This is a genomic window from Sphingobium sp. MI1205 (genome assembly GCF_001563285.1).
Lineage (GTDB): Bacteria > Pseudomonadota > Alphaproteobacteria > Sphingomonadales > Sphingomonadaceae > Sphingobium.
Map to the genome: position 1 here is coordinate 480,419 of NZ_CP005189.1, position 23,752 is coordinate 504,170.

20 protein-coding genes are annotated in these 23,752 nt (G+C 62.1%); 14 read left to right on the forward strand and 6 right to left on the reverse strand.

The genetic code is table 11. The features are described 5' to 3' along the window. Window positions 1-5: 5 nt before the first annotated feature. Both modB and K663_RS18765 read left to right on the forward strand, forming a co-directional pair. The gene (gene modB, locus K663_RS18760) at window positions 6-704 is read left to right on the forward strand and encodes a molybdate ABC transporter permease subunit (RefSeq protein WP_062121572.1); all 699 of its coding nucleotides are present in this window, start codon (window positions 6-8) and stop codon (window positions 702-704) included. Beyond that, on the forward strand, window positions 694-1,329 hold the full coding sequence (locus K663_RS18765) for an ATP-binding cassette domain-containing protein (protein WP_062121573.1): 636 nt from the start codon (window positions 694-696) through the stop codon (window positions 1,327-1,329). The genes modB and K663_RS18765 overlap by 11 nt, the downstream gene beginning before the upstream one ends. Here the strand turns inward: K663_RS18765 and K663_RS18770 are convergent. Continuing rightward, window positions 1,310-2,680, reverse strand: coding sequence for an ATP-binding protein (locus K663_RS18770; RefSeq protein ID WP_062121574.1), 1,371 nt, complete (start codon window positions 2,678-2,680; stop codon window positions 1,310-1,312). The genes K663_RS18765 and K663_RS18770 overlap by 20 nt on opposite strands. Beyond that, window positions 2,677-3,411 carry a response regulator gene (locus K663_RS18775; protein ID WP_062121575.1) on the reverse strand — a complete coding sequence of 245 codons (735 nt, stop codon included), beginning with the start codon at window positions 3,409-3,411 and terminating at the stop codon, window positions 2,677-2,679. The genes K663_RS18770 and K663_RS18775 overlap by 4 nt, the downstream gene beginning before the upstream one ends. Before the next feature lie 261 nt (window positions 3,412-3,672). Here K663_RS18775 and K663_RS18780 point away from each other — a divergent pair, with 261 nt between their 5' ends. From K663_RS18780 to K663_RS18805, 6 genes are all read left to right on the forward strand, one after another. Then, window positions 3,673-4,818: an efflux RND transporter periplasmic adaptor subunit gene (locus K663_RS18780; protein ID WP_201026711.1), complete on the forward strand. Its 1,146-nt coding sequence runs from the start codon at window positions 3,673-3,675 to the stop codon at window positions 4,816-4,818. A gap of 7 nt (window positions 4,819-4,825) precedes the next feature. After that, window positions 4,826-7,963: an efflux RND transporter permease subunit gene (locus tag K663_RS18785; protein WP_062121576.1), complete on the forward strand. Its 3,138-nt coding sequence runs from the start codon at window positions 4,826-4,828 to the stop codon at window positions 7,961-7,963. Then, window positions 7,963-9,324, forward strand: a complete 1,362-nt coding sequence (locus K663_RS18790; RefSeq protein WP_443019026.1) for an efflux transporter outer membrane subunit — start codon at window positions 7,963-7,965, stop codon at window positions 9,322-9,324. The genes K663_RS18785 and K663_RS18790 overlap by 1 nt, the downstream gene beginning before the upstream one ends. 97 nt (window positions 9,325-9,421) lie before the next feature. Then, entirely contained in the window at window positions 9,422-9,727 is a 306-nt protein-coding gene (locus K663_RS18795) for a hypothetical protein (protein WP_062121671.1), read from the forward strand. After that, the gene (locus tag K663_RS18800) at window positions 9,724-11,310 is read left to right on the forward strand and encodes a PepSY-associated TM helix domain-containing protein (protein ID WP_062121578.1); all 1,587 of its coding nucleotides are present in this window, start codon (window positions 9,724-9,726) and stop codon (window positions 11,308-11,310) included. Before K663_RS18795 ends, K663_RS18800 begins: the two co-directional genes overlap by 4 nt. Then, window positions 11,307-11,582: a hypothetical protein gene (locus tag K663_RS18805; RefSeq protein ID WP_062121579.1), complete on the forward strand. Its 276-nt coding sequence runs from the start codon at window positions 11,307-11,309 to the stop codon at window positions 11,580-11,582. The genes K663_RS18800 and K663_RS18805 overlap by 4 nt, the downstream gene beginning before the upstream one ends. A gap of 20 nt (window positions 11,583-11,602) precedes the next feature. Here K663_RS18805 and K663_RS18810 read toward each other — a convergent pair whose 3' ends face one another. Next, window positions 11,603-12,418: a DUF1206 domain-containing protein gene (locus K663_RS18810; protein ID WP_158511235.1), complete on the reverse strand. Its 816-nt coding sequence runs from the start codon at window positions 12,416-12,418 to the stop codon at window positions 11,603-11,605. Between the two features lie 241 nt (window positions 12,419-12,659). Here K663_RS18810 and K663_RS24970 point away from each other — a divergent pair, with 241 nt between their 5' ends. From K663_RS24970 to K663_RS18830, 3 genes are all read left to right on the forward strand, one after another. After that, window positions 12,660-12,938, forward strand: coding sequence for a hypothetical protein (locus K663_RS24970; protein ID WP_235589588.1), 279 nt, complete (start codon window positions 12,660-12,662; stop codon window positions 12,936-12,938). Window positions 12,939-13,532: 594 nt separating this feature from the next. Then, entirely contained in the window at window positions 13,533-15,278 is a 1,746-nt protein-coding gene (locus K663_RS18825) for a type I secretion system permease/ATPase (protein WP_063619115.1), read from the forward strand. Between the two features lies 1 nt (window position 15,279). After that, complete coding sequence (locus K663_RS18830; protein ID WP_062121583.1) at window positions 15,280-16,617, forward strand: HlyD family type I secretion periplasmic adaptor subunit; 1,338 nt, start codon at window positions 15,280-15,282, stop codon at window positions 16,615-16,617. 16 nt (window positions 16,618-16,633) lie between these two features. Here the strand turns inward: K663_RS18830 and K663_RS18835 are convergent, their stop codons facing one another. From K663_RS18835 to K663_RS18845, 3 genes are all read right to left on the reverse strand, one after another. Continuing rightward, entirely contained in the window at window positions 16,634-18,130 is a 1,497-nt protein-coding gene (locus tag K663_RS18835) for a CoA-acylating methylmalonate-semialdehyde dehydrogenase (RefSeq protein WP_062121584.1), read from the reverse strand. A gap of 96 nt (window positions 18,131-18,226) precedes the next feature. Beyond that, window positions 18,227-20,752, reverse strand: a complete 2,526-nt coding sequence (locus K663_RS18840) for an ABC transporter permease (protein WP_062121585.1) — start codon at window positions 20,750-20,752, stop codon at window positions 18,227-18,229. After that, window positions 20,749-21,438 (reverse strand): ABC transporter ATP-binding protein, encoded by a 690-nt coding sequence (locus K663_RS18845; protein WP_062121586.1) that lies wholly within the window; start codon window positions 21,436-21,438, stop codon window positions 20,749-20,751. Before K663_RS18845 ends, K663_RS18840 begins: the two co-directional genes overlap by 4 nt. A gap of 17 nt (window positions 21,439-21,455) precedes the next feature. On the opposite strand from K663_RS18845, the gene K663_RS18850 reads away from it, so the two are divergent. From K663_RS18850 to K663_RS18860, 3 genes are all read left to right on the forward strand, one after another. Continuing rightward, window positions 21,456-22,157, forward strand: a complete 702-nt coding sequence (locus K663_RS18850) for an arylesterase (protein ID WP_145902374.1) — start codon at window positions 21,456-21,458, stop codon at window positions 22,155-22,157. A gap of 76 nt (window positions 22,158-22,233) precedes the next feature. After that, window positions 22,234-22,686, forward strand: coding sequence for a YaiI/YqxD family protein (locus tag K663_RS18855; RefSeq protein WP_062121588.1), 453 nt, complete (start codon window positions 22,234-22,236; stop codon window positions 22,684-22,686). Window positions 22,687-22,842: 156 nt separating this feature from the next. After that, the gene (locus K663_RS18860) at window positions 22,843-23,745 is read left to right on the forward strand and encodes a LysR family transcriptional regulator (RefSeq protein WP_062121589.1); all 903 of its coding nucleotides are present in this window, start codon (window positions 22,843-22,845) and stop codon (window positions 23,743-23,745) included. Window positions 23,746-23,752: the final 7 nt, after the last annotated feature.

The window sequence follows — 23,752 nt, forward strand, 5'->3', positions numbered from 1 at the left end:
CGGCCATGATGCTCAGCGCCGACGAATGGGACATCGTGCGCCTGTCGCTGAAAGTCAGCCTGGCCGCCGTCCTCATGACCTTGCCTTTCGCCTTCGCGCTCGGCTGGCTGCTCGCGCGCGGGCGCTTCCCCGGCAAGTTGCTGCTTGATGCAGCGGTCCATTTGCCGCTGGTGCTGCCTCCGGTCGTGATCGGCTGGATGCTCCTGCTCGCCTTTGGGCCAGCCGGCCCGGTCGGCGGAGTGCTGGAACGCTGGCTTGGCCTCACTGTCATGTTCCGTTGGACCGGCGCGGCGATTGCAGCGGGGATCATGGCGCTGCCGCTGATGGTGCGCGCGATCCGCCTGTCGATCGAGGCGGTCGATCATCGCATAGAGGATGCGGCGCGCACCCTTGGCGCCAGTCCGTCCTACTGCTTCTGGACCATATTGCTCCCGCTGTCCCTGCCGGGCGTCGCCACAGCCTTCATCCTCGGCTTTGCCCGCTCGATTGGGGAGTTCGGGGCGACCATCACCTTCGTATCCAACATTCCGGGCGAAACGCGTACCTTGTCCATCGCCATCTACAGCGCCTTGCAGATTCCTGGCGCCGACGCTGCGGTCTGGCGCCTGGCGCTGATTTCCATCGGCCTTTCGCTCGGAGCGCTCCTGATTTCCGAAGCGCTCAGCCGCCGCCTGCGATCGGGACGGAGCGGCCATGTCCTTTGACGTCGATGTCAAAAAGACGCTGGGCCACTATGTCGTCGATGCGCGTTTCACCGCGCCGGCCGGGTTGACGGTCCTTTCAGGCCCCTCGGGAGTCGGCAAGACGTCCGTGCTCAACATGATGGCTGGCCTGCTGAAACCCGATGAAGGGCGTGTCAGCATAGGCGGGGACATCCTGTTCGATGCACGCGAAGCCATCGACTTGCCCGCGCATCGCCGCCGCCTGGGCTATGTGTTTCAGGATGGCCGGCTCTTTCCCCATCTCCGTGTGCGGGCAAACCTGCTTTACGGGTATCGGTTGGCGAGGCCGCAGGACCGGTGGATGTCATTGGAAGAGGTTGTGTCCTTCCTTGGCGTCGGACATCTGCTCGACCGCTGGCCAAACGGACTTTCGGGTGGAGAAGCGCAGCGCGTAGCCATCGGCCGTGCGCTGTTGTCAGGCGCCCGCGCGCTGCTGCTGGACGAGCCGCTCGCTTCGATCGATCCCGCTCGCCGGGGAGAGATCATGGATGTCATCCTGCGGATTCGCGACGAACTGGGTCTTCCAATCGTCTATGTCACGCATAATCCTGCGGAAGCCGACCGCCTCGCCACACATCGGGTCGAAATCACCCCTTCATCTCTATGATGGCGATCAGGCCGCCATCCTCCGCATTGACGAGCCGAACCGACCCTTCGAATGTCAGCGCTAGCGACCGTGCAATGGTAAGGCCAATCCCGGTGCCGGGCCGGCCGCCCGGTTGCCCCGCCGCGCCGCGCGTAAATGGCTCGAACATCTGGTCAAGCTGATCTGGCGGAATGCCCGGGCCTCTATCCCGGACATGGATCGACACACGGCCACCATTGCGCGAACACCCGATTTCTGCGCCGCCGCCATATTTGATGGCGTTGCTGACAAGATTGCTGATGCAGCGGCTAAGCGCGTTCGGTTTGACGCGCACGGTTCCGCCACATCCCCCGGTAAAGCGCAAGGGCGCGCCCAGATCCTGCGCGTCCTCGACCAAACTTTCCAACAGGGAGTCGATATCGATGAACGACCAATCTTCCTGCGCTTCGGCACTGGCGGCAAGGTCCAGCCCTTCCCTCACCAGCGTCTGCATCGCCTGATGATCCTGCAGCAGACGGCCCCGCAATTCCTCATTCTCGACCAGTTCGAGCCGCAGCCGCAGCCGGGTCAGCGGCGTCTGAAGGTCGTGGCTGATCGCCGCGAGCAATTGCGTCCGTTCCGCAAAGCCCGCACGTACCCGCCGCTGCATCAGGTTGAAGGTGGAAAGCGCGGCGCGTACCTCCTCCGGCCCTTTTTCGGGGATCTGCTCCGGGTCGCTCGATACGGAGAAAGCTTCAGCCGCCAGTTCCAGCCGGCGCAGCGGCCCAGCCACGATGCGGCCAACCACGATTGCAAGGCCCGCGGACGCGATCACGATCAGCAATATGTACAACGGGTTTGCAATCATGCTGGGTGGCCGGACCACGCGCGGCAGATTGAGCGCCATCGACCGACGAGCGCCCGTGCTGTCGGTGAAGCGTACGATCCAGCAATCCGGCCTTGGCGCATCAATGACGCCCGCCGCACTCTCCGATGGCGCATAATGTATGTTGGGATAGCAAAGACCGATGGGAACCTGGCTCGCTTCAGGATTTGAATTCGGGCCAAACCTTTCCCTCAGCGCGTGCGCCAGTTCGGTGTCCGGTTCTGCCACTGCAATGCCTTCAGGGGCTATCGTAGCGCCCATGATCTGTTGCCCCGCGAGCATGGCTTCCACCCGCTTCGGATCGCGCTGCAAGCGATTTGCTATGTCCTCCGCACTCGCAACAACGCGCTGCATCCGCCAGCGTTGGAAATCGTGGCTCCTGCTCTGTTCGGCAACCAAAAGCGCGATCATCGCCGCCAACGACATCCCAATCGTGAGCAGCAGGAATATCTGGCCTGCCAGCGACCGAAAGAAGGTCCGGGCACGGTTAGCGATAGATGCGATCATTCGTATGATACCGGGGTTGCCAGCACATAGCCTTCGCCGCGAACAGTCAGGACCAGTTCCTCTCCACCCGGCGCGCCTGCCAGTTTCTGCCGCAATCGGCTGACCTGAAGGTCTATCGACCGGTCGAACGCAGCGGTAGCCCGCCGCTCTGGCACCAGATTTTCGCGAGACAGGACGACGTTCGGTTCCTCTATGAATCGCGACAACAGCCGGAATTCAGCGGACGAAAGCATAACCAGGCGATTATCATCGGCAATCAGCCTGCGTTGAAACAGGTCAAGCCGCCACGGCCCGAAGCGAGCGACGCGCGCACCCTCATGGCGCTGGCGCTCCCCCCCATCGGATTGCGTCCGGCGCAAGAGATTACGGATACGCACCAGCAACTCGCGAGGCTCGAACGGCTTGGTCAGATAATCGTCCGCCCCCAGTTCCAGCCCAAGCACCCGATCGATCGCGCTTCCCCGCGCAGACACCATGATGATCCGAACATCATTGCCCTGCCCTCGCAATTCCCGGCATAGTTCCAGTCCGTCGCCATCGGGCAGGTTAAGATCGAGCACGATAAGATCGACCGGCTGCTCCAGAAGCGCGGCCTTGAGTTCCGACGCGCCCGCCGCCGCCCGGACTTCGTAATGGTCTTGCCTGAGCTGTTCAACGATCAGGTCCCTGATGTCGGGATCGTCATCGACGACGATCAAACGGGGCTGACGGTTGTTCATATATTCTGGCATCGGGCTGTCCTATCGTTTCCGTCGCGAAAAGTCTGCGCCCCGCCGCCGCTTGATACGTGCTGATACATTTTGACATGTTGCGATGCACAACGGCACATCTTTTCTCTATGAAGGCACCTGGCATGCGGCGAAGAGAAGTGGGCGTGTCCCACCCGTATGGCTATCGTCAGACAGGGGCGCGTTCTTCACCCGGCGCTCCCTCCCCTCCCCCGCGCCGGGTGAAGTTCCCGTCGCTGATCTGTTACTGGAATGCCTGCCGCCATGCCGCTGCGCTTTGTCCTTGCCTTCCCCCTATCGCGATATGCGCCAGCAGCAGCAGCGCTGTGCCTGCTCGCCAGCGGCTGCGGCGAGAGCAAGCCGCCTGAAAGGAAGGCGGTGGAAGTCGGCGTGGTGACGCTGCAGGCGCAGAATGTGACGGTATCGACCGAGCTGCCCGGTCGCACGGCATCGACGATGATGTCCGAAGTCCGCCCGCAGATTACTGGGATCATTCAGAAGCGCCTTTTCACCGAGGGCTCATATGTTCGAGCCGGCCAGCCGCTGTATCAGATTGACCCCTCGCTTTACCGCGCTTCCCGCGACGAGGCGCAGGCAGCGCTGGCCAATGCGCAGGCGACCGCCGTTGCCGCGCAGGCCAAGGCGCGCCGGTATCAGGCGCTAGGGCAGACGGAAGCGGTGAGCGCGCAGGATCGGGACGATGTACTGGCAGCGGCGCGGCAGGCAAGCGCAGCGGTGCAGCAGGCGCGCGCCTCGCTTCAGACCGCAGGCATAAACCTGCGCTTTACGGAAGTCCGTGCGCCCATCAGTGGCCGGATCGGCCGTTCGATGATGACGCCCGGCGCGCTGGTGACGGCCAGCCAGGCCACGCCCCTTGCCACCATTCAGCAACTAGATCCCATCTTCGTGGATATCACACAGTCGAGCGCACAGCTTCTGGCGCTGCGCCGCGCCCTTGCCGCAGGCAAGGCGCTTCCGGCCAGCGCGACTATCCGTCTGAAACTGGACGACGGCAGCGATTATCCATTGGAAGGCCGAATTGAATTCGCCGAACCCATCGTTGATCCCGACAGCGGCACGGTCACCCTGCGCGCACGTTTCCCCAACCCCGACAACCTGCTGCTGCCCGGCATGTTCGTGCGCGTCGTTGCGCCGCAGTCTGTCGTGCCGGGCGGCATATTGGCGCCGCAACAGGGCATCAGCCGCGATCCCAAGGGAAATGCGACCGCACTCGTCGTCACCAAAGCAAACAAAGTAGAGCTGCGAACTGTAACCGCGGCCCAGGCGATCGGTGACAAATGGCTCGTCACGGCCGGCCTGAAGGCTGGCGACAGGTTGATCGTCGAGGGGACGGAGAAGGTCCAGCCCGGCGACACGGTGCGTCCGGCCACCATCGGTCAGAGCAAGTAGGCCTCAGATGCTCAGCCGCTATTTCATCGAACGACCCATCTTCGCCTGGGTCATCGCGATCGGCATCATGCTCGCCGGCCTGGGCGCCATGTTTTCGCTGCCGATCGCTCAATATCCCGACATCGCGCCCCCGTCCGTCAACATCAGCGCCAATTATCCCGGCGCGTCAGCCGACACTGTTGAAACCAGCGTCACCCAAGTCATCGAGCAGCAGCTGACCGGCATAGACGGCCTCATGTATTTCTCATCGACGTCGACTGCCAACGGACAGTCGCGGATCACGGTGACCTTTACCAAGGGCACCGATCCCGACACCGCTCAGGTACAGGTGCAGAACAAGGTACAACAGGCATTGAGCCGCCTGCCCAATGCGGTGCAGCAGCAGGGGCTTTCCGTTACAAAATCGCAGACCGACTTCCTCATGCTGGTTGCCCTGTACGACAGTACGAATCGATCGACGCAGACAGATATCTCGGACTATCTGGTCAACAATTTCCAGGACCCGATTTCCCGGATTGAAGGAATAGGCTCGGTACAGATCTTCGGATCTCAATATGCCATGCGAATTTGGCTCGACCCTTATAAGCTCGCCACGGTCAAGTTGATGCCATCGGATGTGGAAAACGCCATCCGGGCCCAGAATGTAGAGGTATCTGCCGGGCAGATCGGCGCAGACCCCGCGCCAGCAGGACAACAGCTTAACGCAACTGTCAGAGCGCGTGCGCGGCTGGAAACGCCCGAACAGTTTCGCAACATCATCGTCAAGACGCAGAGCGACGGATCGGTGGTTCATCTCTCAGATGTTGCGCGGGTCGAACTGGGAAATGAAAGCTACACGTCGTCGGCGGCGCTTGATGGTCATCCCGGCTCAGGCGTGGCGTTGCAGCTGGCACCGGCTGCGGACGCGCTGAAGACCGCTGAACTGGTCAAGGCCAAGGTTGCCGAACTGTCCGCCAGCCTGCCCCACGGTTATAAAATCGCTTTCCCCCGCGACACGACCCCATTCATCCGCCTGTCGGTGGAGGAAGTCATACAGACGCTGATCGAGGCGGTCGGCCTCGTGGTTGTCGTGATGTTCGTGTTCCTGCAAAGCTGGCGCGCGACATTGATCCCCGCGATCGCGGTGCCAGTCGTTCTGCTCGGCACTTTCGGCGTGCTCGCCCTGTTCGGCTATTCCATCAACACGCTCACCCTGTTCGGCATGGTGCTGTCGATCGGCCTTCTGGTCGATGATGCGATCGTGGTGGTCGAAAATGTCGAGCGGGTGATGCACGAGGAAGGGCTGGACGCTCGCGCCGCAACGATCAAGTCCATGGGAGAGATTGGCGGCGCGCTGGTCGGCATCGCGCTCGTGCTATCGGCAGTCCTGCTTCCCATGGCCTTCTTTGGCGGATCGACAGGCGTTATCTACCGTCAATTCTCGATCACCATCGTTTCGTCCATGCTGCTGTCGGTGGTGGTCGCACTGATCCTTTCTCCCGCACTGTGCGCCACGCTCTTGAAGCCAAGCAGCGAAGAAAGACGGCAGCAGGGATGGCCAGGCCGCTTCAACCGCTGGTTCGAACGTGTGACCAGCGGCTATATGCGGCGGTTGGAAAAAATCATGCACCGGCGCGTGCTGTTCTGGGGCGTCTATCTACTGATCCTCGGCATCCTAGCGCTGCTCTTCGTACGCTTGCCCACCAGCTTCCTGCCCGTGGAGGATCAGGGGCAGGTGATGGTGCAGATCACCTTGCCGGCAGGCGCCAAATCCTCACGCACCGCTCAAACCATCAAAAGTGTCCGCAATTATTTTCAGAATGACGAAGCCGAGAATGTCGAAAGCATATTCATCGCGCAGGGTTTCAGCTTCGCCGGACAAGGTGAGAACACTGCCATGGGCTTTATCAACCTGACCCCTTGGGAGGACCGCAAGGGCAAGGTCAACAGCGCAAGCGAGATCGCGGCTCGAGCCACCAAACAACTTGCAGCCATTCGCGACGCGAAGATATTGGCAATGACGCCGCCTTCCATCCGCGGCCTGGGCCAATCGAACGGCTTCACATTCGAATTGCTAAACAGCGGCGGCCTCAGCCGCGAACGGTTCCTTGCGTTGCGCAACCAATTACTAGCGGCTGCGGCGCAAAGCACCCTGCTTGCGGGCGTACGCGCCGCCACGCTGGAGGATACGCCACAGCTTAAAGTCGATATCGACAGCGAGAAGCTAGCCGTTCTGGGTCTGGCGCAAAGCGATGTGGACGATGTGCTGAGTTCCGCCTGGGGCAGCACATACGTCAATGATTTCGTCGATCGAGGCCGCGTGAAGCGTGTTTTCATTCAGGCCGACGCGCCCTATCGCGCCCTGCCAACGGACATTCAAAACTGGCAGGTGCGGTCCACATCAACCGGCGAGATGGTGCCGTTTTCGGCCTTCGCCAAAACTCGTTGGGGAATGGGGCCAGCGACTGTCGCCCGTTTCAACGGCCAATCATCCTATGAGATACAGGGCCAGGCTGCACCCGGAGCCAGTTCAGGCGAGGCAATGAACGAAATGATCCGCCTGCAACAGCAACTACCTGAGGGAACAAGCTATTCCTGGAGCGGTCTTTCCTATCAAGAGCAGCTTTCCGGCGGGCAGGCGCCACTGCTTTACTCGCTGTCGGTGTTGGTCGTTTTCCTCTGCCTGGCCGCTCTTTACGAAAGCTGGTCGGTGCCGCTGGCGGTATTGTTCGTCATTCCGCTCGGATTGGTTGGTGCGGTCATCGCGGTGTGGGCCAGAGGGCTGGAAAACAACATTTTCTTCCAGGTCGGCCTTCTCACCACCATGGGGCTGGCTGCCAAAAACGCGATTCTCATCGTCGAGTTTGCCGAGCTTGCCTACCGGCAAGGCAAGGACGCAATGAACGCGGCGATTGAAGCAGCCAAGCTGCGCTTCCGTCCGATCATCATGACATCACTGGCCTTTATCGCGGGCGTCCTGCCGCTCGCCTTGGCCAGTGGAGCGGGCGCGCAGAGCCGCCTCGCCATCGGCACCGCGGTCGCGGGCGGCATGCTGACAGGAACGGTGCTGGCGATCTTCTACGTCCCGCTCTGCTTCTTCACGATCATGCGGATTTTCACACGCAAGAGTGGCCCGCCCACTACCGGAACCGAGGTGCCGGCATGATGCGCCTTATCGCCCTGAGCGCCACCGTTGCGCTGACTGCGTGCAACCTTGCCCCCGCCTATGAGCGCCCGACGGCGCCCGTGCCGCCCGCATGGCCCAGCGGTCTCGCTTATTCGGGGAACGATTCGGCACAGAAAGGCGGCTTGGCCTGGACCGCCTTAGTCGACGACGATCGGCTGCGCACCGTTATAGAACGTGCGTTGGCCAATAATCGCGACCTGCGCGCCACGCTGGCCAATGTGCTGGCTGCCCGGGCCCAGTATCGCATCCAGCGCGCCGCCCAGCTCCCTACGATAACGGGTGATGCGGGCGGGGCGCTCGCGCGCCGCGATGGCCAGCGTCAGGACAGCTACAGCGCCGACATAGGTTTCACCGCATTCGAAATCGACCTGTTCGGCCGCCTGCGCAATTTGTCAGAGTCTGCGCTGCAATCCTATCTGGCGACGGAGGAAGGCGCCCGCGCCGCCCGGATCGCGCTGGTCGGTGAAACCGCGAGCGCTTACGCAACGCTTGCCGCCGACCAGCAGTTGCTCGCCCTTTCGCGAGACACTTTGGCCAGTGCGGAGCGGACATTAGCGCTTACCCGCTCACTTAATGGCGTCGGCCTTACTGGCAAGCTGGACGTCCATCAGGCCGAGACCCTGGTCGAACAAGCGCGGTCCGATGTGGCCGCTGCCATCACCCAGGTGGCGCAAGACCGCAACGCCATTGATTTGCTTGCGGGGGCCCCCGTCGAGGACGCGTTGCTGCCCCTATCGTTGGACGCGCTGATCGGGTCCACCGCGCAGGCGCCCGCAGGCCTGTCCTCCGACATTCTGTTGCAACGGCCCGATGTGCTCCAGGCCGAACATCGGTTGCAGGCCGCCAATGCCGATATTGGCGCTGCCCGCGCAGCCATGTTCCCCAAGATCAGCCTGACCAGCGCAATCGGCGTTGCCAGTTCGGCTCTATCCTCCCTTTTCACTGGCGATGCTTTCAGCTGGTCGGCGACGCCGTCGGCCAGCCTGCCAATCTTTGGCGGCGGCGTGCAGGCCAATGTCCAGTATAGCAAGGCGCAGCGCGACGCCGCACTCGCCAGCTATGAAAGCACTATCCAGAGCGCGTTCCGGGAAGTGGCGGACGCGCTGGCCCGTGCGGGAACGATCACCGACCAGCAGCGCGCGCAACGGGCGCTCGTAGCTGCCAACGAGCAAGCCTACGTCCTGACCGAGCAGCGTTACCGCGCAGGCATCGACCCATTCCTGACCACCCTGGTCAACCAGCGTTCGCTCTACTCTGCGCGGCGCAGCGCAATCGCGACGGACCTGGCGCTTATCCAGAACCGGATAACGCTTTATCGCGTCATCGGCGCGGATTTTTGAGGATCACGCGTTCGGACACGGCTTATAGCTGGGCTTAATGCTAATGACTTGCATCATGATGACCTGTGTTTATTAGGGACTCATGACAGGGAAAGCCATGGCCAGACGCAAAGCCCGTTGGGCTCGCATCCTCCTCGCAGGACCGGGCGCGATCGTCGTGACGATCATCATGATGGCTGGCATGGCGCTATGGCTGCCCGGGGGTCGGGCGGGGATAGATAATCTGGTCCTGCCGCTTGTGCTGGCGCCGCTGATCTGGGCGGTGCTCTTCTTTCACGCCTGTCTCGACCGCCGTATAGGACGTGTTGCGCTCGTCGCGCTCGCGCTTCTGCTGATCCATGGCGGGCTGCTTGCACACAAATTTCTCGATCGCCCATCGGCAACGGAGGTGGCAGGAAGATGATTCATCTCGCCAAAAATGAAACGAAGCTGATGGTGGCGGTCCATGGCTGGTCCGGCATCCTGCTTGGTCTTGTGCTCTATGCGGTGATCCTGACCGGAACGGCGGCCGTATTCGCGGAAGAGATCGGAATATGGTCGGGCGGCCATGTCTCGACCAGTTCAGCCTTCGAAAGACCAATCGGACCCACGGTGGAAGCGTTGGGCGCTCAGACGCCATCGAAATATCATGAAGGCGTCGATCTTTTCGAAGTCGGCGACCATGAGCTCGGGGCCTTTTTCCATCGCCACGAAACCGAACCCGATGGCACCTTCGTCAGTCGCGGCATTTATTATCAGGTAGATCGCGATGGGCGAGTGGTGGATCGCCGGGCTGGCACGGGCGAAGAGGTATTCGGCCCGCGCAACGACAACGCTTTGAGCCATTTCCTGGTGGACACCCATGTCCGCCTGCACGTCCCCGATCCCTGGGGATTGTTGCTGACCGGGATATTGGGCCTCGCCATGCTGGTCGCGGCGATCTCCGGGCTGATGATCCACCGCCATCTTTTCAAGGATATCTTCACCCTCAGACGCAAGGCCAATCCCGTGCTTTTCAACCGGGATCGTCACAGCGTTGCAGGCACCTGGAGCCTGCCCTTCGCTTTCATCCTCGCCTTCACGGGCAGCTTCTTCTCCTTTTTCGGGACGGTTGGCGTTCCTATTGTAGCGATGGCAGCATTTGGCGGGGATGTTCAGGCGCTGAACGAGACCGTCTTCGGCAATCCCGGCAAGGCGGACCCCCGCCCCGTAGCGACAAGCGGCCTGGACCGGATCACCAGCGACGCGATCCGGCGGACGGGTGAAATCCCAACATTCGTCACGGTCGAAAATTTCGCACGGGCCGATGCCAAGGTGACGACCTTTCACCCCCCCGAAGACGGCGGCATCGTTCCAATCAGCCTGCTGTATCAGGGCGCGGACGGTCGCTTTGAACAGGTCAAGCCGCTGATCGGCGCCAAACCTTCCGCGGGGGGCACCCTCGCGGCGATCATGTCGCCCCTGCATTTCGGCAACTTCGCTGGCCTGTTGTCAAAGGCGATCTGGTTCGGCCTTGGATTTGCAATGTGTTACGTGACCTTGACTGGGCTTCGCCTTTGGGTAGCGCGGCGAGCGTCCGAGGCTCGATCGTTGGGATGGCTGGATCGTGTCGTGACCATCATCGGCCTTGGATTACCTCTCGCGCTCCTGTGCACCGCCGTCGCGTTTTTCCTGACCACATCCTCAGGACAGGCGTTGTTCTGGACACCCGCCGGATTTCTGATCGCGGCGGCGGCGATCATCCTGGGCGGGCTTCTCTTACCCGACCGGTTAAGGCTCAACACCCTTCTGGAGGCCGCGACTGGTGTGCTGATGCTCATTCTTCCGCTGCTCCGCCTGTTCATGGGTGGTCCGGGCTGGGGCGTCGCACTCAACGAGGGGCAGCCGATAATAGTAGCGGTCGATATTGCCCTACTGTTGGCAGGGAGCTGGATAATTGCCCGGATCGCCTCGCAGCGAAGCGACCGCAGCGCGGGTCAAACTATCGTGTTTCAGGCAGCGGAATGATAGCGGCGCTGACCGTGGCCGCCACTGCGGCCTCAATCTTCTTCGTCGTCCTTCTCGCGCTCGGCGATCCCAAGCGAAGGCGTGCTAATGGCTTGCCGAACAGCCTTGGTAAGGTGAAGCGCCACGCATATCTAATTGGCGCTATTCTACCCGGCATAGTCATCGCCCTGTCCGGCGACGCGGCAATGTGGCTGATATGGTTCGGTGGCTGTGCGGTGGCAGGATGGCTTATCGCACTCTGGCTCGCCAGCCTTCCTTTGCACAAGCGCTAAAACTATCGGTTTGTCAGATGCTACATGTAGGGCGTGGCGACATGGAGGCGGCGATAGCGCGCCTCCACGATACTGAAAACGCCAAAAAGTGCCAGCCCCGCAGCAACGATGAGCAGCAACAATGGCCCTTGGTCCTCCGCCCGCAGTTGCCTTAATGCCGCGCCCAATCCGCCTGCTTCTTCTGGATTGCGATGCAGCACCACATTCGCCAGAAACCATGCCATCATGGCAAAGACAAGCGCCCGCGCGGCATAGCCTATTCGCCCCAACAGGCGAACCTTATCCGGGGCGGGGACATCGCCGCCGAGTTCATCAAAGTTTGCTTTATAGGCCTTGATGGCCTGCGCACCTGCAGTGGCTAACAGCATCACGGCTACGGCCATCAGAAGAACCAAACCCGCAGGCTGATCCATCAGCCAAGCTGACCAATCCCGCATGGTTTCATCGCCCGGAGCGCCGTTTGGCGACGAACCCTGGCGCGTGGAGAGCCTCAAGGCCGCAAAAGCAAGGCCAATATGAATGACACCGCTGAACGCATAGCCGACCCTGTCGAACTTGCCTTTCATGGTCCGTCCGCGATGCTCGGGGTCAAGCGCCGCTTCGGTCAGCCGCCAGAAGGCATAGCCAGCAAAGCCGATGGCGCAGAGTATCAGTAACAACTGGCCGCCCGGCTTGTCAGCCAATGTTCCCATCACCCCCTGATTATCGCTGGGCCTTCCGCCATTTAGAGCGGCGTCTATCGCGACGCCCCCGACCAGCAAATAGACCAGGCCGCGCGCGGCGAAGCCCAGTCGGGCAAAAGCGGTCAGCCAGCCCGCCGGGGAACTCTTCATCATATAATCGCGCCTCCGCTGCCGTAAACGCGGACGGGGCCACGAAGTTGCCATGGGGGCGAGAAGCAATCAGAACTGAGCGAAATGGTTCAAAGTCGATGAACCGGTCGCCAGACCCTCGATCCGGTTGGCATAAGGCGACAGGCCATCCACAGGTTTGACAACCAGGCCGACGACAGGTGTTATGGCATCCTTCTGTTAGACACCCTGAGGCGAGCCGTCGGCGTAGGCGAATGATCGGGTCTTGATCTGCTGGAGTCGCAAGCCGCCGGTGATCAACAGACGGTCCTCCCACAATCCGATGGTGACGGACGCAAAGACGCTCGCGACACGGATCCGGCTGCTTCACAGCATTCGCTCGGTCCTTCCCGGCATTGTGGAGCGCCGTTCGGGCCGGTATCGTCGCGATTGCATCGCTCGCCGCCCGGACTGGCCGGATGAACTCGGCCGCCTACTGCGCGTCCAAATGGGGCGTCATGGGATGGTGAAGGCAACGGCGCTCAACGTCACCGGAGCGGCGTGACGGTAAATTGCGTCTGCCCCACCGCCGTCAACACGCCGTTGCTCAATAATCCAGTGCCTGAAAACGGGGGTGCTTCCCGGAGACCCTGAGCCCACCCAAGCGATATTTAAAGCAAAGATACGCGCCGATCCCTTCTCTCTGCAAGCCGCGCCTGGGGTCGAGCCGTCCGACGTCAGCGACAGTATCCTGTTCCTCCTGTCCGATGAAGGCCGGCATATTACCGGTTCGGCCATCGATGTCGCTGCCGCAAGTATGACGGGCAATGTCGCGTAGCGACGCCTGCCCGTCTATCCAACATTCGCCCCCACGCCCGTTGGTGAATATTTTATTGTAAATTCTTAATGTTACGATAAAATATCCTGGCGTTCCAGCAATATTCGCTACCCCTTGACTTCAACTGCGCCGCCATAAATTTCCTCGGCGTGCGCGGCGATAGTGTAGCGTAGATGCGATTTTGTTCCCTCGCCTGCCCATTTCTCGTCCATGTTTTAAAACGCTTCACCTCACATCCATTGTAGAAGTGAACAGCCGAGCAGCATGCCTCATCTGACGCTGGGCGGTGTGCTTGAGTCCAGCAGACCCAGGGGGTTCCAGGTGGCAAGTGCGTTCGGCGAACGTGACAGCGAATTGTTGGAAGTTGTCAGCAACTACAAGAAAGTGTTCATTGTTGTCCTGTGCGTCAGCGCAGCGCTCAACGTGCTGCTGCTGGGCGGATCCCTTTACATGATGATGGTTTATGATTCGGTTCTGCCGAGTCATTCCATCCCGACATTGGCCGGGCTGATGATCCTGGTGATGATCGTGTACCTGTTCCAGGGCTTCTTCGAAAATATGCGGGCAGGCATGTTGGCGGATGTTGCAAATTCCGTCGAACGTGAACTGTCCGGCAGGGTCCAGAACGCGATGTCCCAATTGGCGCTGGCCGGACGGAAGATGCCCGGTGATGGGCTCAGCCCCATGCACGATCTCGAAAACGTCCGCGCCTTCATGTCGAACGGGGTCGCGACCCTGCTCGATCTGCCTTGGGTCATCTTCTTTCTGGCCATATTGTCCATACTGCATATCTGGCTGGGCATCACGGCGCTGGTGGGCGCGATCATCCTGTTTTCCCTGACGCTGTTCACGAACCGGGCCATGAAACGGCCAGCCGAACAGCTTTTGCAGCTTTCCGCCTATCGCAATGGCGCGGCGGAAAGCAATTTGCGTCATGTGGAACTGCTGACGGCGCTCGGCATGGCCGGGCGCATGCAGCAGCGCTGGGACCGGCTGAACGCCCTGTACACCGCCGCTCAGAACAAGCTGGCGCGCTCTGGCACTGCGCTTGGCGGCCTGAGCAAGATATTGCGGCTGGCGCTTCAGTCGATCATCCTGACCGTCGGCGCGCTGCTGGTCATCGAAGGGAAGTCAAGCGCCGGGGTCATCTTCGCCGCATCCGTCCTGTCCGCACGCGCGCTCGCGCCAGTCGATCAGGCGATCGCGAACTGGAAGAGCCTGATCAGCGCACGCGTTGGATGGATGCGCCTGACGGAGATGTTGAAATGTGTCCCGGCAACGGCGGGCGTTTCGCTGCGTTTGCCTGCGCCGGTACAGAAGCTGGAAGTGGAAAAGCTGGTCGTCGCGCCGCCCGGCACGCGGCAGATTACCGTCAACGGCGTGGAGCTCCGCCTGAATGCAGGAGACGCCTGCGCCGTCATCGGTCCAAGCGGTGCGGGAAAATCATCGCTGGGCCGCGCCTTGGTCGGAGCCTGGCGACCGTCACGCGGGACGATCCGTCTCGACGGCGCGACGCAGGACCAGTGGGATCCCGAACATTTCGGCGAATTTATCGGCTATCTGCCTCAGACTATCGAACTGCTGGACGGCACCATCGCGGAAAATATCGCGCGTTTCGATCCTTCCGCGACATCGGAAGCGATCGTCGCGGCGGCAAGGGTTGCCGCGGTGCACGACCTGATCACCGGCCTCCCGCAAGGCTATGACACCCGCGTCGGCGCAGATGGCCAAGCGCTTTCGGGAGGGCAGCGGCAGCGCATCGGCTTGGCTCGCGCCTTGTACAAGGATCCGTTCTTCGTCCTGCTCGACGAGCCCAATTCCAATCTTGACAGCGAGGGGGAGGCTGCACTGGTCGCCGCGATCGCATCGGTGCGCGAGCGCGGAGGTATCGTGGTCGTGATTTCTCACCGGGCGCTGGGGCAGGTCAGCCATGTCCTGCTGATGCGAGAGGGTCGCATGGAAATATTCGGTCCGGCTGCGGAAGTCATGACGCGCTTACGACATAGAAAAAATGTGCCCCGGGAAAATGTCGTGGCGATGCAAGCCACCGCTACTGGAACAGCGTGAAATGAACACTCATCTTGCCCCGTTCATCGCCGATGACAGTTTCGCCGTGGATTATGACCCGGCCGAACATGCCCAAAACAAGGTGCGCGCTGCCCTCATCGCCATGGCGATACTCATTGTGAGTTTCGGCGTGGCTGGCACTTTGATCCCGATCGGGGGCGCGGTAATTGCAGCCGGTCAGATCGGCCTCGCATCGCACATCAAGAAGGTCGCCCATCCTTCAGGAGGCGTGATCAAGGAAATACTGGTCGAAAACGGCGCGCCTGTCCGCAAGGGACAGGTGCTGATGCGCTTCGACGACAGGGTGACAGGGGCGGATGCGGAATATTCCAGCCTGAGCGTCGATCAGATGCGAGCGCAACGCGCCCGTCTGGAAGCGGAACGGCTGGGCGCTCGCTCCGTCACTTTCCCCAGTGAATTGATGCGCGCTGACGGCGCCGCGCGCCGTGCGATGGCTGACGAAGCCAATCTGTTCCAGATCAGGCAGTCCGAACAGGCGGGGCTCGCCGCACAGATCCAGTCGCGCATCCGCCAGTATCGCCAGCAGATCAACGCTTATGAATCGCAAATCCGCGCGCTCCAGCAGCAGGCCGCCCTTATCGAACCTGAACGAAAGGGGGTAAGGGCTCTGTGGGACAAGGGGCTAGTTACCATCAGCCGCCTCAATCAGTTGGAGCGGACCGCCGTGGATCTGCAGGGCGGCATCGGCGCGTTGCGCGCCAACATAGCGCAGGCAGAGGCGCGTATCAGCGAGGCGCGTGAACAGATGATTCAGCTCGGGGAAAGCCGCCGGTCACAGGCGGGAGCCGACCTTGCCCAGTTGAACGGCGCGCTCAACCAGCAGCAAGTGCGCAGCGTTTCCGCCATCGATGCGCGGGATCGCAGCGTCGTACGCGCCCCTTATGAGGGAGTAGTCGACAAGCTGGCCTTCAACACGATTGGCGGCGTCGTACGCCCCGCCGAAATCATTATGGAAATTGTGCCGAACAGCGACCGGCTTCTGGTCGAAGGGGCGGTTTCGCCCGCTGATGTCGATCAGGTCCATGTCGGCCAAGCGGCGCGCATCCGCTTCACCGCCTTCAACAACAGCGCCACGCCCGAAATCCGGGGCAAAGTGACCTTCGTGGCTGCCGACAGGGCAGCCGATCCAGAAGGAAGGCTGAGCTTCTACCCGGTGCGGGTGGAAATCGACGAAGCCCAGCTGCGGAAATATCCCGAACTGGCGCTAAAGCCCGGCATGCCGGCCGATTTATTCATCGACACCGGCAGCCGGATGATGATCTCCTACCTTACCAAGCCGTTGCGCGACCAGTTCGAGCGGGCATTCCGGGATAACTGAGCCTTTGCGCGCCAGCTTATCCCATTGTCGGGATGACGAAGGCGCTGTCACTGGTGGCGCCGCCGTCGGGCCAGCGCTGGGTGATGGTCTTGACCTTGGTCCAGAACTTCACGCCTTCCATGCCATGCTGGTTGGTGTCGCCAAAGGCCGACCGCTTCCATCCGCCGAAGGTGTGATAGGCGACCGGCACCGGGATCGGCACGTTGATGCCGACCATGCCGACATTGACGCGCGCTGCAAATTCGCGGGCGGCGTGGCCGTTGCGGGTGAAGATCGCGACGCCATTGCCATATTGATGCTGGCTGGGGAGGGCGAGTGCCTCCTCGAAGCTCTCCGCGCGCACCATCTGTAGCACGGGGCCGAAAATCTCCTCCTTGTAGGAGCGCATAGACGGCTTCACATGGTCGAACAGCGTCGGGCCGACGAAAAAGCCCTCCTCATGCCCCTGAAGCGTAAAGCCGCGTCCATCGACGACCAGTTCCGCGCCTTCATCGACGCCCATCTGGATATAGCTTTCGATCTTCGCCTTGTGCGCGGCGGTGACGACCGGACCATAATGGGCGTCGGGATCGGTGGAAACGCCAACGCGCAGCGCCTCGATCGCGGGGATCAGCTTCTCGCGCAGCGCCATCGCCGTCTTCTCACCCACCGGGGTGACGACGGGGAGCGCCATGCAGCGTTCGCCGGCCGAACCGAAAGCCGCGCCCGAAAGATCGTTCACCACCTGATCGAGATCAGCGTCGGGCATGACGATGCCGTGGTTCTTGGCCCCACCCATTGCCTGCACGCGCTTGCCGTTGTCGACGCCGCGCTTGTAGACATAATGGGCGATGTCAGACGAACCGACAAAGCTGATCGCGCCGATGTCGGGATGGTCGAGAATGGCGTCGACCATTTCCTTGTCGCCGTGAACCACCTGCAATATGCCTTCCGGCAGGCCCGCTTCCAGGAAAAGCTCCGCCAGACGGACGGGCACCGATGGGTCGCGCTCCGAAGGCTTCAGGATGAAGGCGTTGCCGGTCGCAATGGCGACGCCCGACATCCAGAGCGGGATCATGCCCGGAAAGTTGAAGGGCGTAATGCCCGCGCCGATGCCGATCGGCTGGCGGAAGCTGTAGACATCAATGCCAGGGCCCGCACCTTGGGTAAATTCACCCTTCAGCACGTGCGGGATGCCGCAGCAGAATTCTATGACCTCCAGGCCGCGCTGAATGTCCCCCTTCGAATCCGCGATCACCTTGCCATGTTCGGAGCTGAGCAGATGCGCCAGCTCGTCCATATGCTTCTCGACCAGGGTCTTGAAGTTAAACATGACCCGCGCGCGGCGCTGCGGATTGACGGCCGCCCAAGCGGGTTGCGCCTTCTTCGCGGCTTCCACCGCCTTGTCGAGCAGAGCGGCATCGCCCAAAGCCACGCGGGCCTGAACGCCGCCATTGTTCGGATCAAAAACGTCGCTGTAACGCTGGGCTTTCCCGTCATGGTCAAAAGCCAGTTTGTGATTAATGTCGCGCATCAGCAAGCCTCTCTCAAATTTGCCAATATTATGGCCGAATGCGATATGGCGTTCAACATCCAGATGGGCTTTGCGGCCGTTGGCGCCTACGCAAGATCAAAGCGATCGGAGCGCGCGGGCGGGACGCACGGACATGAGCGGTATTGACCCCAACAATCCTATCGCCAGCGTCAGGCCCCCGCCACCTGACAGAGTGATTGCTACCAACAGCCAATCCGGCGACCAGTTGAATTCGAAAATCTGCACGATCACGAACCAGGCTGCGCCAAGACCCAATCCCAGCGCCACCGCGGCGAGCACCGTCGCCAACAGTGCATATTCGATCCCCTGGCTCCCCAATATCTGCCATCGCGTTGCGCCCAGCGTCTTGAGGATCACGCTGTCATAGGCGCGTGTCTGCCGCGATGCCGCGATCGCGCCGATCAGCACCGCTATACCGGCAAGGATCGCGACGGACCCCGCCAGGATGATCGCCGTCGCCATCTGGCCCAGCAGGGATGTGACCTGGCCCACCACTTCGCCGACTTCTATGATCGAGATTGATGGGAAGGCGGACAGCAGCGAGCGGGACAGCCGTCCGTCCGGTGGATTGACGGACTTGGTCGTGATCGTCGCCGCCAGACTATGCGGCGCGCCCGCCAAGCTGTTGGGCGAAAAGACCATGATGTAGTTGAAGCCCATCGTTTCCCAATTCACCTGTCGCAGGGAAGCGATGCGTGCCTCGATCTCGCGGCCCAGAATGGACACGACCAGCCGGTCGCCGACGCCGACGTCCATGATTTTCGCCGCGTCCCGATCGAGCGAAACGAGCGGCGGACCGTCATAGCCGCGCGGCCACCACTCGCCCTCTGTCAGTTGGGACCCCTCGGGCAGGCTGTCGCTGTAGGTGACGCCGCGCTCACCGCGCAGGAACCATGCGTCCTTCGGCAATTCATCGAGATCCGCGACCCGCGTGTCGTCATAGGCGACGATGGTGCCGCGCAATGTTGGGACGATGTTGACCTCCGCGCCGGGAGCTTCGCGCGCGATCAGGCGCTGGAACGCGCCTTTCTGTTCGATCGGAATATCGAGCACGAACTGGTCGGGTGCGGTGCGCGGCACGGTGTTGCGGATTTCAGCACTAAGGCTCGACTGGATCGCGGCCAGAGTGACGAACAGGGTGAGGCCAAGCCCCAATGCAACGACCAGCGCGCTCGTCTGCGCGCCGGGTCGGTGGAGGTTGGCGACGGCCAGCCGTAGCAGCGGCGCTTTGGGCCGGCGCACCCGCCGCGCCATCCTTTGCACGAGCAGGCCGATGCCCAGCAGGATCAGCAGCATCGCCCCCACAGCGCCCAGCACGGCGGCGGCGAAGAGCGGCTCGCGCGCCGTTCCCAGGGCGAGCGTCACCATGGCGAACGCTGCAACCGCGACGGCGATCCCGCTGCGCCTGTCGATCACGCGCCGCCGGTCGACCGTCTCACGAAACAGGACTGCGGCGGGTAAGGCGCGCGCATGCGCAAGCGGTGGCATGATGAAGATGAAGGCGACCAGCAACCCATAAGCCGCGCTCGTCAGGAAGGGCCATGGGGTCAACGCGAAGGCGGGCTGGACGGGCAGCAGGTCGCCCACCGCCGCCAGCAGCAACGCGGGCAATGCCGCGCCCACCAGTAAACCGCAGCCCGTCGCCAATAGCGCGACCATGCCGACCTGCATCAGGTAGATGCGTGATATGTCGCTTGCCGACGCGCCCAGAATCTTCAGCGTCGCAATGCCGTCCCGCTTGATCGCCAGATAGGATGTGACGCCATTGCCGACGCCGATCCCCGCAATGGCAAGGGCGCTCAGCCCGATGAGCGAGAGAAATTGTCCCATGCGCTCGAAAAAGCGGCTTGTTCCCGGCGCCGCGCGATCGCGATCCTTGATCTCAAACGCTCCGGCCGGGAAGGCGCGCTTCAGCGCCTCGCCCGTCGCGCGGACATCCGTGCCAGGCGTCACCCGGATGCGGTATTTGCTTTCATAAAGGCTGCCAGGCTGGATCAACCCCGTGCGTCGCAGGGCTTCCAGCGAAGTGATCGCCACGGGGCCAAGCGTAAACCCTTCGCCGACGCGGTCCGGCTCATCGACGATGATATCCCGGATGCGGAAATCCGCATTGCCATAGCGCAGATGCTGCCCCGGCCTCAGCGCCAGCCTGTCCGCCAGCGCCTGTCCGATCACCAGTTCGTCTGCGCTGAGCGATCCGGCGATACCGGATTGCAGCATCAACCTGCCATAAAGCGGATAGGCGCGGTCAACGCCCTTCAATTCGGTCAACACGGCGGCGGGGCCTCTATCCCTGCCCGGCCCTTGCGCCATGGCGCGCAGACGGATGGTCTCGCTCATCTGCCCCGCACGGCGAAAGGCGGCCTTCTCATCCTCGCTCGCTTGCCGTTGCGACATCGCGACTTCGACGTCGCCGCCCAGCAGCAACTGCCCCTTGCTGGCGATCTCGCCCGTGATGGCCGCCGTCAGGCTGCCGATCGTCGCCAATGTCGCGACGCCCAGGAACAGGCAGATGAACAGCAGCCGCAGGCCGCGCAGCCCACGGTGAAGGTCGCGCCGGGCGATCCGCCAGCAGCCGCGCCAGTCGAGGTTCTGGCTCATGGCAGCCGTTCGGCGACGATCAGGCCGTCGCGCATTTCGACGATGCGGTCGCACCGTTCGGCGAGCGCAGGATCATGGGTGATGATGACCAGCGTCGCGACATTGGCGGCCTGCCGCGCGAAGAGCAGGTCGATGATCGCCTCGCTCGTTCCGCCATCAAGGTTGCCGGTGGGTTCATCGGCGAACAGGATATCGGGTCCGGGCGCGACCGCGCGGGCGATGGCGACGCGCTGCTGCTCGCCGCCCGACAATTGCGTGGGATAATGATGCAGCCGGTGGCCAAGCCCCACGGCCTCCAGTTCCGTCGCGGCCCGCGCGAACGGATCAGCTGTTCCTGCCAGTTCCAGCGGGACAGCGACATTTTCGATGGCCGTCATCGTGGGTAGCAGATGAAAACTCTGAAGCACGATGCCGATCCGCCCGCGCCGCGCCCGCGCCAGCCCGTCTTCGTCCAGCGGGCCGTAATCTATGCCCGCAACCAGCACCTCGCCCCCGCTTGCGCGCTCCAGCCCCGACAGGATCGCCATCAGCGACGACTTGCCCGACCCGGATGGTCCAAGTATCGCGAGGCTTTCTCCCTGCCGGATCGACAGATCGACACCCTTCAATATTTCCGTCTGGCCCAGCGACAGGGTGACATGGCGCGCCACGATGGCGATATGGGTGGGATCGGACGAACCGTGCATGAATGAAGGAGATCCTGATGGCGCGACAGTGGCCGACATATGTGGTCTGTGGACTGATTGTGCAAATGCTTGCCGCATGTTCCGATGAACCGGCATCCAACAGCGCCGCCGCGCCAACGGTGCGGGAGGAACGCCACGCTACGCCCAACGCCGATGAAAAGCTGATCCTGGCGTTCGGCGACAGCCTGTATGCTGGCTATGGCGTCGCCCAGAATGAAAGTTTTCCCCATGAACTGGAAAAGACCCTGAGGGCGAAGGGCGGCGCGGTCGAGGTCCGCAATGCGGGCGTATCGGGAGAAACGACGCAGGGCGGCCTTCAACGACTGGCCTTTACGCTGGACGGCTTGCCAAGGAAGCCCGATCTGGTGCTTTTGGGGCTGGGCGGGAATGACATGCTGCGTGGCCTGGACCCGGCCGAGAGCGAGAAAAACCTGCGAGCGATGCTGGGCATGTTGGCCGAGAGGAAGCTGCCGGTCGTGCTGACGGGCATGCTTGCCGCACCGAATATGGGCGAACCCTATGCCGCCCGTTTCAACGCCATCTACCCGGCATTGGCCAAGGATTATGACGTTCCGCTATACCCGTTCTTCCTCGATGGCGTGGTTGGCGATCCCAAATATATGCAGCCGGACTCGCTCCACCCCAATCCGGCTGGCGTGGACGTCATCGTCGGCAAAGTCGCGCCGCTGGTCCTCGATAGCCTCGCCTCGCGAAATTAAAGCATTTGGCGCTGTCTCTTGCCCCGCTGGGACAAGACCCCTCCCCTTCTTCAGAGTTCCTGTCTACATCGCCAGCATGCCCCAGATACTGATAGATGCCGACGCTTGCCCGGTGAAAGAAGAAAGCTACAAGGTCGCATGGCGTTACGACGTGCCTGTCATTGTCGTCAGCAACAGCCCCATAAGGGTGCCAGCCCACCCGCTCGTCTCCCGCGTGGTGGTAAGCGACGGGTTCGATGCGGCGGACGACTGGATCGTCGAGCATGTGGACGCGAAATCCATCGTCGTGACCGCCGACATATTGCTGGCCGACCGATGCTTGAAGGCCGGATGCGGAGCGGTGATCGCGCCGACGGGCAAGCCGTTCACTAAAGCCTCCATCGGCAACGCCGTCGCGGTTCGGGCCATCATGGCGGATTTGCGTGCAGGGGCGATCAACGATGGGTTGGGTGGACCAGCACCTTTTGGCAAGGCGGATCGGTCGCGTTTTCTTTCGGTTCTGGATGAAACCGTCGTGCGGCTCCGGTAACATCGCCGAAGTGGCCTGAGCCGGTCACAAAGACGCTGATTTCTTGCCCTTTCCTGTTTTCAACCTAACCCACCAGCGCTTTCACCAGCCGGAGCAACCGTTGGAATAGATAGCACTTCTCTATGAGATTTGTTGCTCCACTGCTATACGGCCGACATGCAGACCCGCCTCGTCGAATATTTTCTGACGCTGGAGCGCGAACGCCATTTCGCGCGTGCAGCCGCGCAATGCAATGTGTCGCAGCCAACGCTTTCCGCTGGCATTGCCATGCTGGAGGCGCAATTGGGCAAGCGACTTATCCGGCGGGACCGCAAATATGGGGGGCTGACGGCCGAGGGCGAGGCGATATTGCCATGGGCGCGGCAATTGGTCGCGGCGGCAGAAGCGCTGGGGCAGGCGGCAGAAACCGCACGCGGCCCGCTGAAGGGCGAGTTGCGGCTCGGTTCGATCCCTGCCGCCATGCCCGCCATCGGCTGCCTCGCGGAAGCAATGCTAGCGCGGCATCCGGGATTGAACATTTCCGTCCGCGCCCTGACGTCGCGCCAGATCGAGCGGGATCTTGCCGCGTTCGAGCTTGACGCTGGCCTGACCTACCTGGATTTTGAACCACCGGCTCACGCCCTGGCCGTCCCGCTTTATGTCGAACGCACGATGTTGGTGAGCGCCCTGGGTGAACTGACGATTCCCGATCCCCTCGATTGGGATGACCTGGCGCGGTTGCCGCTCTGCCTGCTGCATCAGGGTATGCAGAACCGGCGCATACTCGACGCGCGGTTGGCCGAGCGGGGCCTTGCGCTCCGCCCGCTGGTGACGGCGGACAGCTATATAGCCTTGCTTGGGCTGGTGCAGCATGGACGGCTCTGCTCGATCATTCCGGACAGCCATGCGACCTTGCTGCAAGGCCTGAGCTGGGCCCGGACGCAGCCCTTGCCCAATATGGAGGAAGGCAGCCGCGTGGGGGTGATCGTGTCCAACAGTGCGCCGATGGGGCCGCTTGCACAGGCCGTGCTGAGCGTCGCGCGCGACCTGCGGTTGCCGCCGGGCTTCCGCTCAGTCTGATAGGGAA